Consider the following 17,851-nt stretch of genomic DNA (forward strand, 5'->3'; position numbering starts at 1 on the left):
TGATCAGCTGAAAACGACCGTAGCAAGGGGGTCCGACAATTCCGGAGACCGCGGTGATCAGCCGACGCTGCAGGAGACGCTCGGCCAGTTCCAGTTGCCACCGTGCTGGATGGTGAAGCCGAACGTGTTGCCGTTGCCGTTGGGGCGCGCGGTCATCACGTTGGCGGAGCCCCACGAGGCGCTGGTGTTCCAGGTGGCGATGATCTTCTGAGGCGAGCTCACGGTGACCGTGACGATCCAGTTGTCCGTGCCGGTGACCGTGACGTTGCCGTTGAAGCGGTCACTCCACTTCTCGCCCTCGGAGTACGTCGCCGTGCAGCCCCCGCCGCCGGGGTTGGACGACGTCGTCGTGGTGGTCGTGGTGCTCGTCGGACCGGGGTTCGTGCCGTTGTTCAGGACGTTGAGAACCGACGTGTAGGCGGCCTTCTTGTTGCCACTGCCGTCGAACAGCAGCGGGGTACCGGACGCACGCCACGAGTCGCTGTCGCGGATGCCCCACACGGTGATGCCGGTGCAGCGCGAGACGGCGAGGCAGGCCTGCGTGACGCCCTGGTACTGCTGGGCCTGCGAACTGCCGGAGCCCTCGATGTCCAGTTCGGTGATCTGGACGTCCACGCCGAGAGCGGCGAAGTTCTGCAGGGTCGTGTGGTAGTTGGACGGCACCGGGTTGCCGCTGTTGAAGTGCGCCTGGAAACCGACGCAGTCGATCGGGACACCGCGGGACTTGAAGTCCTGCACCATCCGGTAGACGCCCTGGGTCTTGGCGTGCGACCAGTCGTCGGTGTTGTAGTCGTTGTAGCAGAGCTTCGCGTTCGGGTCCGCCGAACGGGCCGCGCGGAAGGCGGCCTCGATCCAGTCGTTGCCGGTGCGCTGGAGGTTGGAGTCACGGCGTCCGCCGCCGCTGCCGTCGGCGAAGGCCTCGTTCACCACGTCCCAGGCGTAGATCTTGCCGCGGTAGTACGTCGCGACCTGCGTGACGTGGTTGAGCATCGCGTTGCGCAGCGACGTGCCGGACATGTTCTGCATCCAGCCGGGCTGCTGCGAGTGCCACGCCAGAGCGTGCCCGCGGACTCGCTTGCCCTGGTTGCGGGCCTGGTTCACGATCCGGTCGCCGTTGCCGTAGCTGAACTGGTTCTGGTTCGGCTCGGTCGCGTCCATCTTCATCTCGTTCTCGGCCGTGACCATGTCGAACTCGCGGTTCAGGATCCCGGTGTAGGTCGAGTCACCCAGTTTGCCCGCGGCCACCGCGGTGCCGAAGTAGCGGCCGCTCTGCTGGGCCGCCGCGCCCAGGGTGGAGGCGGCGCCGCTGGCGGGCGACGCTCCGATGATCGCGGCTCCCGCGACGGCGGTGAGAAGGGCTGACACGAGTGAGACCCGTGCGACTGACTTCGCTGTCAGCGTCATTTTCGGCGCTCTCTGAGAAGCACCCGCGAGAGGCGGGTGGAATTGGACCGGTCAACGCAGTTCGGTGCGAGCGGCGGGGATTGCGCCAAATCCCGATGCCGCCCGAACTGGAACTTCTCGCAGTGTTGACCGGACCGGTTCGACGGATCAAGAGCTGTCGAACAGGGTGAATCAGGTGTCGAATTCCGTCGAATCTCCAGGTGAATGCCCCGCCCGGCACCGTGCGGAAGGGCGGAAAACGGCGAAGTTTCGAAAACTGTTCGACTTCAGGGCGTCGGACAGGGCGAGAACAACCTGCGGGTGCCGGGCCCGGTGTAGGCGGCGCGATCGGAGAAGCGGCAGCCGAACGTGGCCGCGGCGACCGCGTCACGATCGCCGATCGCGTCACCGGCGGGCCTGCGGCCGCGGTCGGTCCACGTCACGAGGTCGTCCCACGCCGCACCTGCCTCCGCCGGCGAGAACTCGCAGTGGTCCACCGTGCGGATCGCCCGCTGCACCAACAACTTCGACTGACCGTTGCGGGCGACGTCGGCCCGGTAGTCCTGTTCCATCGAGAACGGCACGAAGAGATCGCCCAGCCCGTGCAACGAGAGCACCGGAACCCTTGGCCTGCCGGCGATCGCCGGCACCTCGGTGAGCGCGGGGGAGAGGCGGGTGCGCCAGTCGCGCGGCGCCACCCGCCGCACCTCGCGGTTGAGGTCGACCGGCGTGTTCGGCTGGTAGCGGGTGCCGAGGTTGGTCGCCAGCCTGCCGGGGTCGAGCGAGAGCGGCGCGCTGTCGTTGGCCGGCGAGGCGAGGCTGAACAGGAAGTCCTTCCAGTACGCGAAAGCAGGCGTCGAGCCAGGACGCGGGCCACCGCTGCGTTCGACGACGCTTGCGCGGAACTGGGCGCCCCGGACCGTCACGGTGTCCGGGCCGCCGGGCACGAGTCCGGTCAGGCCCAGCTTCTCCTGGATGCGCGGCACCACGGCCGTGGGGTAGTCCGCCGGGATCGGGTAGGCGCGAATTCCGCTGAGCGCCTGCGACGTCAGCTGGTAGTCGAGGAAGAAGTCGAACAGCTCGTGATCGCCGAGCACGCCGCACATCGGCAGCGCGCCGTCGTAGAAGCCGGGATACTGCTCCAGCGAACGGCCGATGACGTGCCCGCCCATCGACACCCCCGCGACGAACACCTGTTTCGGCCTGGCGACCAGCGTGCCGAAGTGCTGGGCCAGGTCGTGCGTCGCCGAGACGCCGGCACGGACGTCGTATCCGTTGCTGTAGTAGGAGGACGCGGCCCAGGCGTAGCCCTGGCCGAGCATCCGGGTGCGCAGGCCGTACGCCGGCGGGTCCACGGTGAGCACCGTGCCGGTGCCGCGGTAGCCGTGCGCCCACATGGCCAACCGGCCGTTCCACTTCGGCGGCACCTCGACGACGTACGCGGAGTGCTTGTGGACGCCCTGCAGCACTCTCGTCGGCTGCCCGTCGATCACCTCGGGCGCCAGCGGAGGGTTGACGATGGTGTAACCGGGCAACGGCTGGTCACCGGGCACGTGCAGTGGCTCGGCCACCGCGGGCGCACCACCCGCGACCAGTACGAGCCCCAGCAACGACACCACGAGCCGTGTTCGCATGGCACACCTCCGTTGGCGACTCCGCCGGATCATTGCACCCCGGCGGAGCCGCCCCGGTCACCACTCAACGGCCCAATGCGGCCCCGACAGCAGCTTCCTTCGGCAGGCGGCCGAGCTCGGCCGTCGGACGCTTGAACGTCTCGCGTCCCGTCGCGATCGCCGTAGCACTGAGCGCGCACACCGCCGCCGTGAAGATCGCGACCCCGAGCCAGTCGTCGCGCCCGGACCCGATCGCCGCCACCACGCTCGGCGCGAAGCCCGCGATGGCGAAGCCGATCTGCGTGCCGATCGCCATGCCGGACAGCCTGACCTCGGTGCTGAACATCTCGCCGTACAGGGACGGCCAGATGCCGTTGATCGCGGAGTAGCACACGCCGAACAGCAGGATGCCGAGCGCGAACACCAGTCCGTACGCGCCGATGGAGATCGACCACAGGTACGGGAAGATCAGGATCGCGCACGCGCCGCAGCCCGCGAGGAACACGGGTTTGCGGCCGATCCGGTCGGAAAGCCCTGCCAGCAACGGGATCGCGGCCAGCGCCACGACGTTGGCCAGCACGCCGACCCACAGCATGGGCGTGCGCGCCAGGCCGATCGTGTTCACCGCGTAGCTCAGGGCGTAGACGGTGAAGATCGTGCTGACCGAGGCGATGGTGGCCGCGAGGACGACCCGCAGGACGTCCTTCCAATGCGTCCGGAACAACACCGCGGCCGGCAGCTTGGCCGTCTTGGTGCGCTTGAACTCCGCGGTCTCGTCGATCTTGCGGCGGATGACGAAACCGACCACCACGACGATCGCGCTGCACCAGAACGGCACGCGCCAGCCCCACGTCAGCAGGTCCTCCTGCGGAAGTGCCGCCACGGGCAGGAAGATCGCCGTGGCGAGGATCTGCCCCGCCTGCGTACCGCTCAGCGTGAAGCTGGTGAAGTACGCCCGCCGGTGATCAGGGGCGTGCTCCAGCGACATCGAGTTCGCGCCCGCCTGCTCGCCCGAGGCCGAAAGTCCTTGCAGCAGGCGGAGAAGGACGAGCAGGACAGGTGCGAGGACACCCGCCGTGGCGTAGGTGGGCAGGCAGCCGACGGCGAACGTCGCCACGCCCATCAGCAGCAGCGTGAAGACCAGGACCTTCTTGCGGCCGAAGCGATCGCCGACGTGGCCGAGGATGAACGCGCCGAGCGGCCTCGCGAGGTAGCCCACGCCGAACGTGCCGAGCGCGAGCAGGGTTCCCGTCGCCGGATCGGCGGCGGGGAAGAAGACCTTGTTGAAGACCAGCGCGGCGGCGGTGCCGTAGATGAAGAAGTCGTAGTACTCGAGGGCGCTGCCGATCCAGGCTGCCAGCGCAGTCTTGCGGGCCATCGATGTGGTCACGGCGTACTCCCATGTACGACCTAGTTAGTTAATACAAGGTCGGATATGTGACCCCCGTGTGTCAAGAGCGAGATTTCAGCTGGTCAGATAGTCGATCAGCATGTCACCGAGCATGCGTCGGTAGTGCTCGCGGCGGCCGGGGTCGAGCATGTCCCTGCCGAAGATCGCCGCGAACGTGTGCCGGTTCGCGAGCCGGAAGACGCAGAACGAGCTGATCACCATGTGCACGTCGAGCGGGTCGGCGTCGGCGCGGAACCGGCCGGCCGCGCGGCCCCGTTCGAGGATCTGGGTCAGGCCGTCGAGCGCGGGGTTCGCGAGTCCCGCGAGGACCTCCGAGCGCGCGATGTGCTCGGCGCGGTGGATGTTCTCGATGCTGACCAGCCGGATGAAGTCGGGGTGCGCCTCGTGGTGGTCGAAGGTCAGCTCCGCGAGCCGCCGGATGGCGTCCTCCGGCTCGAGGTGCTCGACGTCGAGTTCGGCCTCGAGAGCGCGGATCGCCAGGTAGGCCTGCTCCAGAACGGCGATGTAGAGCTGTTCCTTGCCGCCGAAGTAGTAGTAGATCATCCGCTTGGTCGTGCTGGTGCGCTCGGCGATCTCGTCGACCCGCGCCCCCGTGTAGCCCTTGTCGGCGAACTCCCGCGTGGCTACGTCCAGGATGTCGGCGCGGGTGCGGTCCTTGTCCCGCTGGCGCTCATCGGATGACGGCGGTGCGGCCACCGAGCCCCCTTCGATCTGCGGATGACCAGCCAACTCTAGTCCAGCACTTCCTGCGGGCGACTCGGCGCGCTACAGTGAACTCACTAGTTCGTACATTAAATGGAGGCCGGGTGACCACCTACCTGATCGGGCTCATCGGCTCCGGCATCGGACCGTCCCTGAGTCCGGCGCTGCACGAACGCGAGGCCGCCGAGCTCGGGCTGCCCTACCGCTACCGGTTGCTCGACCTCGACGTCCTCGGGCTGCCGGTGGGCGAGGTGCTGGCGCAGGCCAGGGCCGAGGGGTTCGACGGCCTCAACATCACCCATCCGGCGAAGCAGGCGGTCCTGCCGCACCTGGACGAACTCGTCCCGCAGGCCGCCGCGCTCGGCGCCGTCAACACCGTGGTCTTCGACAACGGCAGGGCGATCGGTCACAACACGGACGCGACCGGGTTCGCCCGCAGCCTGAGCCGGGGCCTGCCGGACGCCGCGATGCAGAACGTCGTCCTGCTCGGCGCGGGCGGGGCGGGCGCCGCCGTGGCCCACGCGCTGCTCTCACTCGGCACCGGGCACCTCGGCGTCCACGACGTCGACCAGGATCGCGCCGCGAAGCTGGTGGTGGCGCTGGAAAGCAGTTTCGGCGCCGGCCGCGCCAGCGCCTGCACCCCGGAGGCCGTGCGCACGGCGGAAGGTCTCGTCCACGCGACCCCCACGGGCATGGCGGCGCATCCCGGCCTGCCGCTCGACGAGTCGTTGCTGCGGGACGAACTCTGGGTCGCCGACATCGTCTACCGGCCGCTGGAGACGGCACTCCTCGCCGCCGCGCGAGCGCGGGGCTGCCGGGTGCTGCACGGCGGCGGGATGGTCGTGCTCCAGGCCGCGGAGTCGTTGCGGCTGTTCACCGGCGTCGAACCGGACGCGGACCGGATGCTCGCGCACTTCGAGGAGCTGGAAGGGGAGCCCGCGCATGCGTCCTGACCTGCGCACCGCCATCGCCACCGTGTGCCTGTCCGGCACCTTGGACGACAAGCTGACCGCGGCCGCCGAGGCGGGCTTCGACGGCGTCGAGATCTTCGAGAACGACCTGCTCGCCGACCGCCGCGGCCCGGCGGAGATCCGGCAGCGCTGCGCCGACCTGGGCCTGAGCATCGACCTGTACCAACCTTTCCGCGACTTCGAGGCCGTGCCGCCGGACGTGCTCGCCGCCAACCTCCGCCGCGCCGAGCAGAAGTTCGACGTCATGGCCGAACTGGGCGTGGACACCGTGCTGGTGTGTTCTTCCGTGTCGCCAGAAGCCATCGACGACGACGATCTCGCTGCGGAACAGCTGCACCTGCTCGCGACTCGCGCGGGCGAGCGCGGCCTGCGCATCGCCTACGAGGCGCTCGCCTGGGGCCGGTACGTCAACGGCTACGAGCACGCGTGGCGGATCGTGCGCCGCGCCGGGCATCCGTCCCTCGGCGTCTGCCTCGACAGCTTCCACATCCTGTCCAAAGGGGACGATCCCAGGGCGATCCGCGCGATCCCCGGCGAGAAGATCTTCTTCCTGCAGCTCGCGGACGCTCCGACGTTGCCGATGGACGTCCTGCCGTGGAGCCGCCACCACCGGCTCTTCCCGGGACAGGGCGACTTCGACCTGACGACCTTCACCCGTGACGTCCTCGACGCCGGATACCGCGGTCCGCTTTCGCTCGAGGTGTTCAACGACGTGTTCCGCCAGTCCGACCCGCACCGCGCCGCCGTCGACGCCATGCGGTCGCTCGTCGGTCTGCAGGACTCCTTGCGGTTGCTGGACGTTCCCGCCGCGCCCGTCCCGACCGGCTACGCCTTCGCTGAGGTCGTGGGGAAGTCGGACCTCGCCGTGCTGGGCTTCACGCGGACAGGCGTGCACCGCTCGAAGCCGGTGGAGCTGTGGACGCAGGGCGAAGCACGCGTGCTGGTCAACGCGGCAGGCGAACCCGGCGCGATCGGCGCACTTGGTGTCTCCGTACCGGATCCGGCCGCCGCGGCACAGCGGGCGAAGGTCCTGCTCGCGCCTCCGCTGGCCCGCACGGCCGGTCCTGGCGAGGCGCCGCTGACGGCGATCGCCGCACCCGACGGCACCGAGATCTTCCTGTGCGCGGACGACGACTGGCTCGGTGACTTCGTGCCGACCGGTGAGTCGGCGCCGGAGGCCGGCATCACCGGCATCGACCACGTCGCGCTGACCCAGCCGTTCGACAACTTCGACGAGGCCGGCCTGTTCTACCGTTCGGTGCTGGGCCTGGAACCCGGTGTGACGGCGGAGTTCGCGGCGCCGTTCGGCCTGGTGCGCGGCCGTGGCGTGAGTGGAGGCGGCGTCCGGCTCACCCTGGACTGCGCGCTGGTCCGTCGTGGAGGGTGGGCACCGGCGGTGGAGGAGCCGCAGCACATCGCGTTCACCTGTGCCGACGCGGTCGCGTGCGCCGAAGCGTTGCGGGAGTTGGGCGCACGGCTGTTGGACATCCCCGGCAACTACTACGACGACCTGTTGGCGCGCACGAACCTGACGGCTGACCGGGTCGACGCGCTCCGGCGGAACTCCGTGCTCTACGACCGCGACGAGTTCGGCGAGTACCTGCACTTCTACACCGAACTGGCGGGCGCGAGGGTGTTCTTCGAGGTGGTCGAACGGATCGGCGGCTACCGCGGGTTCGGGGTGGTCAACGCGCCCGTCCGGATGGCCGCCCACCACGAGGCGCGGCGGTTCGCCCGGACCTGATCACCGGCCGGTGCTCGCCGAAGATGAGCCCCCACTCCAGTTCCTGCTCGGGAGCCGGGCGTGGTTCGGGGATGTGGCCGTGCGTCGGGACGATCGAGCCGTTGAGGAACTGCCACACCTCGTCGCCCGCGCGTTGCTGCGCGGCGGCCTTCCTCGGCAGCGGGACGCCGGTCGGAATCGTTGCCACGAAACGGATTCCGCGGAACCCCTCGGCGTCGGTGGCCTCCAGCGTGCCGTGGTGCCTGGCGGCGATGCGCCGGGCGATCGCGAGCCCGAGGCCGGCGCCGCCCGCGGCACGCGTGCGGGCCTCGTCGAGCCGGGTGAACCGGTCGAAGACGCGTTCCCGGTCCGCCTCGGGGATCCCCGGCCCGTCGTCGATGACCTCCAGCGTCGCGGAAGGCCCGCCGCGCAGGCGCACGACCACCTCGGTGCCCGCGTGGCGTTCGGCGTTGTCCAGCAGGTTGCCGAGCAGCCGGGACAGCTGCGCCCGCCGTCCGGGAACGAGCACGTGGTCGTCGGCCTCCAGGGTGACCATCGCCCGGCGCGAGACCTCCCGCCGCACCACGGCGGTGAGGTCGACGGTGTCCTGGTTGTCCAGCGCGTCGGCGTCCAACCTGGCCAGCAGCAACAGATCCGTGGTCAGCTCCTGCAGTCGTTCGGCGTCCTCCAGCGCGGCCTTCACGACGGTGGTCCAGTCCGCCAGGTGCGGATGCGACAGCGCGATCTCCAGCTCGGCCCGCAGCGCGGCCAGCGGGCTGCGCAGCTCGTGCGAGGCGTCCGCGACGAACCTGCGGGTGTCCTCGACGGCGCTGTGCATCCGGTCCAGCGTCTCGTTCAGCGTCTTGCCCAGCCGGGCGATCTCGTTGTCGGAGGACGGCACCGGGACGCGCCGGGTGAGGTTGTGCTCGTTGATCTCGGCCACCTCGGTCCGCATCGTCTCCACCGGCCGCAGCACCCTGTTGGCCGTGGCCAGCACCGTGACCGACACCAGCGCGGTGATCGTGCCGAGCACGCCCAGCAGGACCAGCGTCGCGCTGTTCAGCGCCCGCTGCGCCTGGTAGACGATCGTCAGCGTCTCCTCCTCGTCGGGGTGCGGCCCTTCCCCGATCACCCGGTACGGGGTCTCGCCGAGGCCGGTGAACGGCCAGATCGACAACTCCGGCCGGACCTCGACGCTCGCGTACCGGACCAGCACACCCGGCATGGGGGCGGCGGCCTTCTCGCTCAGCCGTATGCAGTTCTCGCTGCTGGAGCACATGTAGTGCGCGCGCGAGCTGTCCGCTGTCTGGTCGGCGATCTGCTGGCGTTGTGCCGTCAGCATCAGCGTCCCGGCGAGCCCGATCAGCACCGCCGTGATCACCGTGGCCAGCACGGTCACCTTGACCTGCAAGGACTTCATCGGTCCGCCAACCGGTAGCCGACTCCGCGCACGGTGGTGATGCTCCGCCGGTCGAACGGCGTGTCGATCTTGCGGCGGAGCGCGCTGATGTAGACCTCGACGAGGTTGGGGTCGGGGTCCTGCGCCGCGTCCCACACGCCGTCGATGATCTCCGACTTGGTGACGACCTCGCCCGCGTGCCGCAGCAGGAAGCTCAGCACCGAGAACTCCTTGGCCTTCAGGTCGATCCGCGCGGTACCGCGATGACACTCCCTGCTGACCGGGTCGAGCACCAGGTCGCCTGCTCGTAGCAGCACCGGCTGGGCGGTGCGCGACCGCCGGGCCAGCGCTCTGAGCCGGGCCACCAGCACCACGTAGGAGAACGGCTTGGTCAGGTAGTCGTCCGCGCCGGTGTCCAGGCCCTCGGCCTCGTCGAACTCGCCGTCCTTCGCGGTGAGCATCAGGATCGGCGTCCACACGCCCGCGTCCCGCAGCTCCTTGCACACCCGGTAGCCGTTGAGACCGGGCAGCATGATGTCCAGGACGATCACGTCGTACGGGTGTTCGCGCGCCCGCCACAGCCCGTCCGTGCCGGTGCGCTCCACGTCGACGGCGAACCCTTCGGCGGTCAGGCCGCGGGTGAGCAGGTCGGCGAGACGGGGATCATCCTCCACCACGAGCACGCGCATGGGAGCAGCGTGCCGCATCCCTCGTGATCGCGTCCTGAAATCCGGTTCAGGTTCCTTCAGCGTCTCTTCAGGTTCACCCTGGCAGGCTCTGCCGCGTGGATGAGGGGATCCACGACCGGGGGGAAGGTGGCGGTGCCGCTGGGGGGAGCGGCGCCACCACCTTCTGGCCGGCTCACGGGGTGAGCGGGCAGGGGATCAGGGCCCACACGGACTTCCCGACGGTGCGCTGGACCACGCCCCACTGCTTGGCGAGCTGGTTCACGATCACCAGCCCGCGGCTGCGCACCGAGTCGGGTGTGGCCGGTCGCAGCACGGGGCTCGTCGAGGAGGCGTCCTCGACGGAGATGGTGACCATGCACGGCTTGGTGGACTTCCGCAGCCGGAGACGTGCCGGGAACCGCGCGTGGTCGTAGACGTTCGACACGAGTTCCGTGACGACCAGCAGCACGTCGACGAGCTCGTCCTGGTGCACGCCGGGGAGGGCGGCCTCGGTCCAGCGGCGAATCCTGCCGAGGTCGGTGACGTCGCGATCGAGTTCCAGGACGTGCGCGGCATCGGAAGCGGTCGTGCCGTTCATCACTTCACCCTCCTTCGCGATGTCACGCCGTTGCGTTGGTGGTGGGATGCCCGCTCACCGAAGCGATCAACCGTTGCGCGGACCACCTGGGGCGAACGAGCGCTCAGCGGTCGAGTTCCGGGAGCGAGAGGCTGCGGGTCACGGCGTCCCCTGCCGGCTCGTCCAGCGACCTGGCCAGCACGAAGGCGCAGCCGGGCCTGGCATCGGTCTCCGTCCTCATCCCGGGCGGGTGACGGTCCGCAGCAGGGTGTGAGCGACGGTGCGGAGCTTGACGTTCTCGCGCTGAGATCGCTCGACCAGCATCGAGAAGGCTTCGTCCGCCGTGCACTCGTGCGCGGCCATCAACGCGCCCTTCGCCTGTTCGATGACGGCACGCGACTCCAGTGCCTGCTCCAGGTGCTGGACGTGCTTGCGGGAGCGGTGCCAGCGTTGCGCGCTGGTGATCGTGGCGGAGGCCTCGGTGGTGAAGAGGCGCATCAGGCTCTCGTCGAACGGGTCGAAGGCGGCCGCGGTGCGGCTGTAGACGTTGAGCGAGCCCACGTGGTGCGCCTCGGATCTCTCCGACGCCGGCAGCACCACGGGCACGGACAGGTAGGCGCGGATGCCGTGCTCCGCCGCGGCCACCTCGAACTCGGGCCACTCGTCGCGGCGTTCGCCGACCACCGCCCGGACGGCCGTCAGGGTGCGGGCGGCCTCCAGGCACGGGCCGCGGTCGGCGCTGTACTGCTTCTCGTCGACCTCGACGAGACGGTCGTCGGTCGCCGCCGCCGTGCGCGTCTGGTCCAGCTTGAGCACCGAGACCGTCACCGCGCCGGCGTCCACGATCGCCCCGGCCGCCGTCTCCGCCAGCCGCCGCAGTGCCTCGTCGAGGCCCTCCTCGCCGGTGAACGCGTCGCGCAGCACCGTGAGCGCCTCGGTCGTCTCGTCGAGACGTTCGACCGGATCAGGCCGGACGTCGTCCGCGTGTGCCGGCGGGAACGTTCCTGGATCGTCGGCCATGCCGTCGTACTCCTTCATCGCCTGGGGGAGTACACGGCGCAGGCTGCTCGACGCTCGCTAGAGCATCGTGGGACTGTTCACCGTGTACGGGCTGGACTCGCCGCGGTGAACCCCGGGCGGGTCCGGTCTAGGACGTAGCGCGAGGACGCAGACGTCGTCTCGCCCCTGTTCGGGAGCGACCGCGCTGATCACCGCGGGTACGAGGTCGTCGAGGCGTTCTGGCAGGTGCGGCGTCGTCACGGCGGCGCACAGCCTCTCGACACCCGCGTCGATGTCCTCGTCGCGGTGCTCCACGAGTCCGTCGGTGTAGACGATCAGCACGTCGTCCGGTCGGAGGGACGTCTCGAACGCGAGGTACTCGGCGTGCTGCACGGCCCCCGTGATCAGCCCGTGCCGGTGCTCCATGGGACGAGCGACGCCATGGCTGACCAGCAGCGGGTGCGGATGACCGGCGTTGGCGTAGCGGAGCGTGCCGTCCCACGGGGTGTAGACGCCGTAGAACACCGTCGTCATCGTCATGTCGTCGCCGGAGTGGACCAGCAGGTTCAGGTCGCGCAGCACGCGGTCCGGAAGCGGGTCCAGCATCGCGAAGGCGCGGATGGCGCTGCGGACCCGGCCCATCGTGACGGCGGCTTCGACGTCGTGGCCGATCACGTCGCCGACCGCGATCGCGAGCCTGCCGTCGGACAGCGGGAACGCGTCGTAGAAGTCGCCGCCCACCCCGGCCGAGCTGTTCGCCGGGCGGTAGGCCACGGCCAGTTCGGTCGCCTCGACGGCGGGGATGCTCGGCGGGAGCAGCGCCCGTTGCAGCTGCAGCACGATCTGCCGCTCGTCGCGCAGCTGCACCGTCATCTCGTCCGCTCGCACCACGGCCGCCCGCGCGTCGGCCTCCGCGGTGCGCCGGGCGGTGCGGTCGACGCACATGCCGCGCAGCGCGACCACGGTTCCGGTGGCGTCGGCGACCGCCTCGGCGATCGCGGAGAGCACGACGACACGACCGTCCGGCGTGCAGAGCCGGTACTCGATGTCCGGTGTCGGTGAGTGCAGGGTGAGGCCGGTGAAGGACGCCCTGGCCGGTTCGACGTCGTCGGGGTGCACGAGCGCGAGCACCTCGTCGAGCGTGTTCGGGGAGTGCGTGACCCCGGCCATGCGGCAGAGGTTGGCCGACCACGCGACCCGGCCGCTGCGCAGGTCGAACTCCCAGGAGCCCGTGCCGCCCACCCGTTGCGTCCGGTCCAGCCGGTCGGTCCACTCGGCCTGCACGCGCAGGCCTTCGAGCTCGGCGACCTCGTGGGACCTGGTGAGGTCCTGCACCGCGATCACGGCGGCGATCACCTCGTCCTGGTGGTCGCACAACGGGAACAGGTTGAGCAGGAGCTGCTTCCTGGTGTTGCCGACCTCGGCGCGGGTCTCGACGTCGCGGTGCACGGCACCGGCCGTGAGCACCTCGGCGACGTGGGGTTCCACCATGGCCTCGTAGGCGGGTGAAACGACCTCGCTCATCGTCCGCCCGGCGTAGTCACTGGCCGCCAGACCGTGCATCGACACGAACTCCGGATTGGCGTAGAGGAACCGCATCCGCTCGTCCACCACGGCGAAGCCCACCGGCGCCCGTTCGATCATCGCCGTGATCTCCGGCAACGACCGTCCCGACCCGGCGAGACCGCGGGCGAGGTCGATGCTGCCCGCCGGCGCACCGTCGAGGAACTGCGCGTCTTTCCCGTCCACGAACCACATGACTGGTCGTTCCTCCTGTCTCACCACACAGGCTCGGCTCCAGGTTCCTTGGCATGGCGTTACTTCCGGCAATCTTCATACCCGGCCGCGGACACGGGTAAACACGGAATCAGCCTGATGGAGGTGTGGCAGGTCCACAGAGGACGTGCGAGCCGAGGCCGAGCAGCCAGAGGACGGGCGTCCAGGGAGCGTCGGCGGCCACGAAGTAGCGGACTCGGGTGAAGTGGTTCTGCGCGGCGTTCACCAGGTCGACGCGGCCGTGCTCGAGCAGCCACTGCCGGATGGTCATCGAGTGGTCTCCCGTGCCTGCCGGCGTGCCGGTCCCGGCGATGACCACGGCCAGCGGGATCGCGGTTCCGCGCAGTTCGGTCAGCGCCTCGGTCACGCGGTCGAGCACGAGTTTCGGGTCGGGTCCGGCGAACGGGTCGACGACGAGGATCACGCCGCCGGCCAGCCCGAGGAACGTGGCGTGCTCGAAGGTCTCGCCGACGGCGCTGTGGAGGTGCACCCGGCGGCGGGAGTTCTTCTCTCCCAGGAGGATGCCGTGTGGCGGGACGGCGTCGGCGAAGGCCGCGTCACCCACGACCGCGAGGTGCACGGCGGGGACTGCCTGCGCCAGCGGGGGCAACGGGGTGTGGCAGCGGCCGCAGCTCGCGGGCAGGGAGTGCTTGCCGTTGAGCAGGAGCACCGGCAGGCGGTGGCCGCACAGGCAGGTTCGCCGGAAGACGCCCTGCGCGCCTGGGACCAGATCGTGGTGGACCCGTCCACATCCGCACGTGTACGCGGGGTGGACTCGTTGCTCACACGTGCCGCACTCGGTGGTGACGCCGCGCAGGGTCAGGGTGATGATCTCGAACCAGCGCAGGCAGTATGCCGCTGTGCGCACGGCCAGGACGACCGTGCCCGCCAGCGCCGCGTGCAGTGCCGTGACGGCCGCGATCAGCAGCGTCACGGTCAGGAACCCCAGCGCGTATCCGCCTGCCAGACCTGCGGGCGGGAGGACCAGCGGCCCGTCCAGGTTCCTGATCGACCACCTGCGCCACGTCCGGGCGAACATCGAGTCCGGGAACTCCTGGTCCGGCAGTGCCACGAGCCGTCGATACGTCGCGCGCACCGAGGTGCTGCTCAGCCGCCAGACGTCCTGGAACACGGGGCCCGCCAGGTAGAGCCGGTGCGCGGGATCCTCGCCGGCCCGGTGCGCCGGTTCCGGACGGGCCGGGCTGCGGATCGCGGTCGCGAGGCCGATCGCGGTGCTCGCCGCGAACGCCACGACGAACGAGACGACGGCGAACGGCGCGAGGACGACGAATCCCACGAAAGCGAAGACGCCCACGGCTCAGGCCCTCGTCGCGCGAAACTGGGAGAGCAGCCACAGCAACGGTTCCGCCACTCTCTGTCCATCCAGTGCGGACAGTGCGAAGCACCGGTGACCAGGCGGGGCCTCGATGTCGCCCCAACGGGCAAGCCAGGCCTCGACCTCGTGGTGCACGTCGAGGCTGTCCGACTCCACGTGACCGCGGTCCTGCGGGCTGGGGCGCCGCAGCGGAGAGCCGTCGGTGAACATGTCCCGGACCAGGTCCAGCTTGGTCACCGTCATCGCCGTGGGGACGGGGTGTGCCCACGGAGTGGGGCGCGGCGGCAGGGGCTCCAGGCCGAACAACGTGCGCACGCCGGGCAGTCGTCCCGGGTCGATCACGTGCACCACTCCCGCCGCGGTGGCCATGACGTCCGGCGGGCAGTCGTCCTCCGGCAGTTCGTACAGCGCGAGCACCACGGGTTTGGCGCTCACCGACCGGATGCTCATCAGCAGCGGCTCGGTCGACGGTGTGCGCAGATCCGCGTACCGGTTGCGGGAGCTCTCGCCGAGCAGGTGCACGGACAGTCCCGCCAGCGCGGCCTCGCCGGTCTCGAACTGGCGGACGACCGCCGAGATCCACGCGCTCTTGCCCGCTTCGCGTTCTCCCACCACGACGATCGCGCGGCCGGGTGCCTCCGCGTACTCACGGGGAACGGCGCGTCCGCAGGCCGGGCACACGCGCCGGGCCAGCGGAACGCGGCCGTGCGGGCATCGGTTGCGCCGCAAGGTCTTCACCGGGAACGGTGGCGCGGACGCGCACAGCGGACCACAGCTCATCAGCAGTTGGTCGGCGGCGCACCGGGCGCGGCAGTACGGGCAGATCATGGCGTCACCGCACGACGAGATCACGCGGGTCGGGATGGCACACCCACATCGAGTCGTCCAGCGCGAACGCCCGCAGGTGCACCGGTCCGCGCAGCTCGGCGGGCACGGTGAACTCGGCACGGCCGACCCGTTGCCCGCCCGGCAGAGTCGCGAGCACGACACCGTCGCCGGGATCCAACGGCCGGCGGGCCTCCTTCCCGAGCACGACGACGTCGGGAAGATCCGCGTCGCACTCGACCTCCACCGCGAACGTGCGCGCCCGCCCGTGCAGCCGGTAGCGCAGCTGGACCGGGCACGGCGACTCGACCGTCGCAAGTGGACCGAGCCGCCCGTCGCCGAGGACGCACACCCCGAACCAGTGACTGCCCGCCTCGGCCGCGGTCAGCCGCGCTCCGCGACTCAGGTAGGCGGTTCTGCTGACGCGCCAGCGGTGTGCCGCCGGGTCGTCCGGTCCGGCGAGCGGGCCGCCGTGCCGCCACACCACCAGCACCTCCCGCGCCCAGTCGGGCCAGTGCCAGGAGAGCTGGACCTGCGGGCCGAGCCGGACCGCGCGCAGGCCGGTCACCTCGACGGACGAGACGTCGACGGTCGCCGGTGTGCCGATGGTGGCCACCGGTCCGGACACGGTCACCGGTACCAGCGTGCGCTCGCCCGTGAGGTCTGCGGCGGGCACCCGGACGCGCCCGCACCGGCTCGTGGCGACGACCGGTCCCGCCAGCGCGGCCTGGTCGAGCCGGACCACGCCACCGGGCGCGGCCTCGGGAGCGGTCAGCAGCCGGATCTCGACCTCGTCGCCGCGCGGAGGTGTCCAGGTGAGGTCGACGACGTCGCCCGCCGCCACGGCCCACAGGTCGGTGACGGCGTCCGGCTCGCCGAGACACACCACCCGGACGTCGATGCCGGGACTGCGGAGCGCCGCGTACTCGACCAGCACCCGGTAGGTGTACGCGGTCCCGGGTTCCACGTTCCGATCGGTGAAGCCGGTCTCGTCCGCGGGCACGTCGGAGCCGGCGCGCCGGACGACCGCGCGCGACGCCCCCGGTGGCAGCGTCCACCGCCCGAAGACGACTCCCGGTTCGGTGACGAGCCGCAGGTCCGTCACCTCCGGCAGCACCGCTACCGGCTCGGCCGCCGTGGTTCCTCCAGGCACGCCATCGCGCAACGCCGTCACGGTGTAGATCAGCGGCACCCCGGCCGGAGCTTCGAGGTCGACGAACGGTGCCGTCGCCTCCTCGGCCAGCAGAGTCGCCCCGTGACGCACCTGGTAGCCGATGTTCCCCGCCGTGGAAGGCGATGGCCGCCAGTCCACGGCGACCGCGGCACCGTCCACAGTGGCCGATACGGCGGCAGGAGCGGCGGCCGGGCAACGGAGAAGGCCTTCGTCGACAGCCGGGTCCGTCAGCTCACGGCCGATCGCCAGGTACCGGGCGGCGGCGTCCTCCAGGTCGGAGACCTCGCGGGCCTGGGCCAACGAGGCGTACAGGCGGTCGAGCCGGGCGCGCAGCGCGTCCCGGACGCGGGCCCACGACTCGGGCAAAGGACGTGACTCCAGCAGATCCAGCGCGGCGGGCAGCCGATGTGCGTCGACCGCGGCGAAGTAGGCCTCCGTCCACGCCGCTTCCTCGCGGGCGCACCACACGGCGTACGCCACGGCATCGGGATCGGAGGAAAGGGTTGCGGCGCAACGTTGTGGTGAGGCCAGCTCCCGCACCGCCTGATAGCCGCACACCGTCGCGGCGGCGAGTTCGGCCAGCAGGTCGTGCGCGAGCGCGGCGGACAGGCCTCCTGGCGCCGCCGCCCACAGCCGGACGAGCGCGAGAACGGCCCGTTCGGCGTCCGAAGCCCGGTCGCGCGAGACCCGCAAACGTTGTCGTCGCGTCTCCACCTCGGCCGGAGTGGTGTCCGCGCCGCGCAGCTCCGGCGTGCGGGACAGGTACTCCCACAACGAGTCGTGCGGGAGGTCGGCCAGGTGTTCGCGCAACGCCGGCCAGCGCTGCGGCCGGGAGACGCGGGGCAGCGGAACGGGCTCGCGCACGGTGGCGCCGACGGCGTGCAGCGCGGCCACCACATCGGGAGTACTCCACCTGCCGCCGGCGACGCGCACCACGGCGGCGACGTCGTCGCCGGTCAGGGCGGGCGCTCCGTGCAGGCGGTGGCGGACGACCTCGACCAGTGCCTGGTGCTCCCGCTCGACGAACTCCCGGTGCCGGGCGCGGGCGGCAGGGTCGCCGAGGACCGCGGTGGCCGTGGAGTGACAGGCGTGCAGGCGTTCGCAGGCCACGGCGTGCAGGCGCAGCTCGGGCGTTCCCCACCGAGCGGGCAGGTCGGACAGCGCCGCGTCGACCTCGGCCTGACGGGCGTGCGGCGGGAGGCGGTACACCCGGAAGTAGTTGCGGTGCGGGGACCAGCCGGTCCGCACCGGCACGAGCACGTCGTCCACATAGGACTTCTCGTGGAAGTCCATG

14 protein-coding genes are annotated in these 17,851 nt (G+C 70.6%); 2 read left to right on the plus strand and 12 right to left on the minus strand.

Going from position 1 to position 17,851, the window contains the following annotated elements; genetic code table 11:
- Positions 1-57: 57 nt before the first annotated feature.
- The 4 genes from ACH413_RS26550 to ACH413_RS26565 all read right to left on the minus strand — a co-directional run bounded on the left by ACH413_RS26550 (position 58) and on the right by ACH413_RS26565 (position 5,103).
- Positions 58-1,404, minus strand: coding sequence for an endo-1,4-beta-xylanase (locus ACH413_RS26550; RefSeq protein WP_360031820.1), 1,347 nt, complete (start codon positions 1,402-1,404; stop codon positions 58-60).
- 266 nt (positions 1,405-1,670) lie between these two features.
- Complete coding sequence (locus tag ACH413_RS26555) at positions 1,671-3,017, minus strand: hypothetical protein (RefSeq protein ID WP_360031818.1); 1,347 nt, start codon at positions 3,015-3,017, stop codon at positions 1,671-1,673.
- Positions 3,018-3,081: 64 nt separating this feature from the next.
- Positions 3,082-4,386, minus strand: a complete 1,305-nt coding sequence (locus ACH413_RS26560) for an MFS transporter (protein ID WP_360031816.1) — start codon at positions 4,384-4,386, stop codon at positions 3,082-3,084.
- Positions 4,387-4,461: 75 nt separating this feature from the next.
- Positions 4,462-5,103 (minus strand): TetR/AcrR family transcriptional regulator, encoded by a 642-nt coding sequence (locus ACH413_RS26565; RefSeq protein WP_360031814.1) that lies wholly within the window; start codon positions 5,101-5,103, stop codon positions 4,462-4,464.
- Between the two features lie 110 nt (positions 5,104-5,213).
- Between ACH413_RS26565 and ACH413_RS26570 the strand changes: the two genes are divergently transcribed.
- Complete coding sequence (locus tag ACH413_RS26570) at positions 5,214-6,062, plus strand: shikimate dehydrogenase (RefSeq protein WP_360031812.1); 849 nt, start codon at positions 5,214-5,216, stop codon at positions 6,060-6,062.
- Positions 6,052-7,824, plus strand: a complete 1,773-nt coding sequence (locus ACH413_RS26575; RefSeq protein WP_360031810.1) for a TIM barrel protein — start codon at positions 6,052-6,054, stop codon at positions 7,822-7,824. Before ACH413_RS26570 ends, ACH413_RS26575 begins: the two co-directional genes overlap by 11 nt.
- Here the strand turns inward: ACH413_RS26575 and ACH413_RS26580 are convergent.
- The 8 genes from ACH413_RS26580 to ACH413_RS26615 all read right to left on the minus strand — a co-directional run bounded on the left by ACH413_RS26580 (position 7,766) and on the right by ACH413_RS26615 (position 17,850).
- Positions 7,766-9,223: a HAMP domain-containing sensor histidine kinase gene (locus ACH413_RS26580; RefSeq protein ID WP_360031809.1), complete on the minus strand. Its 1,458-nt coding sequence runs from the start codon at positions 9,221-9,223 to the stop codon at positions 7,766-7,768. The genes ACH413_RS26575 and ACH413_RS26580 overlap by 59 nt on opposite strands.
- On the minus strand, positions 9,220-9,891 hold the full coding sequence (locus tag ACH413_RS26585) for a response regulator transcription factor (RefSeq protein ID WP_360031807.1): 672 nt from the start codon (positions 9,889-9,891) through the stop codon (positions 9,220-9,222). Before ACH413_RS26585 ends, ACH413_RS26580 begins: the two co-directional genes overlap by 4 nt.
- A 172-nt stretch (positions 9,892-10,063) precedes the next feature.
- Positions 10,064-10,468 carry an ATP-binding protein gene (locus tag ACH413_RS26590; RefSeq protein WP_360031805.1) on the minus strand — a complete coding sequence of 135 codons (405 nt, stop codon included), beginning with the start codon at positions 10,466-10,468 and terminating at the stop codon, positions 10,064-10,066.
- Between the two features lie 216 nt (positions 10,469-10,684).
- A complete protein-coding gene (locus ACH413_RS26595; RefSeq protein WP_360031803.1) occupies positions 10,685-11,485 on the minus strand; it encodes a GAF and ANTAR domain-containing protein in 801 nt (266 codons plus the stop codon).
- A gap of 39 nt (positions 11,486-11,524) precedes the next feature.
- Positions 11,525-13,204 (minus strand): SpoIIE family protein phosphatase, encoded by a 1,680-nt coding sequence (locus ACH413_RS26600; RefSeq protein ID WP_360031801.1) that lies wholly within the window; start codon positions 13,202-13,204, stop codon positions 11,525-11,527.
- Between the two features lie 109 nt (positions 13,205-13,313).
- Positions 13,314-14,537: a hypothetical protein gene (locus ACH413_RS26605; RefSeq protein WP_360031799.1), complete on the minus strand. Its 1,224-nt coding sequence runs from the start codon at positions 14,535-14,537 to the stop codon at positions 13,314-13,316.
- Positions 14,538-14,540: 3 nt separating this feature from the next.
- Positions 14,541-15,410, minus strand: coding sequence for a hypothetical protein (locus ACH413_RS26610; protein WP_360031797.1), 870 nt, complete (start codon positions 15,408-15,410; stop codon positions 14,541-14,543).
- Complete coding sequence (locus tag ACH413_RS26615) at positions 15,391-17,850, minus strand: hypothetical protein (protein ID WP_360031795.1); 2,460 nt, start codon at positions 17,848-17,850, stop codon at positions 15,391-15,393. The genes ACH413_RS26610 and ACH413_RS26615 overlap by 20 nt, the downstream gene beginning before the upstream one ends.
- Position 17,851: the final 1 nt, after the last annotated feature.

Source organism: Lentzea sp. NPDC020367, from assembly GCF_044387305.1.
Classification (GTDB): domain Bacteria; phylum Actinomycetota; class Actinomycetes; order Mycobacteriales; family Pseudonocardiaceae; genus Lentzea.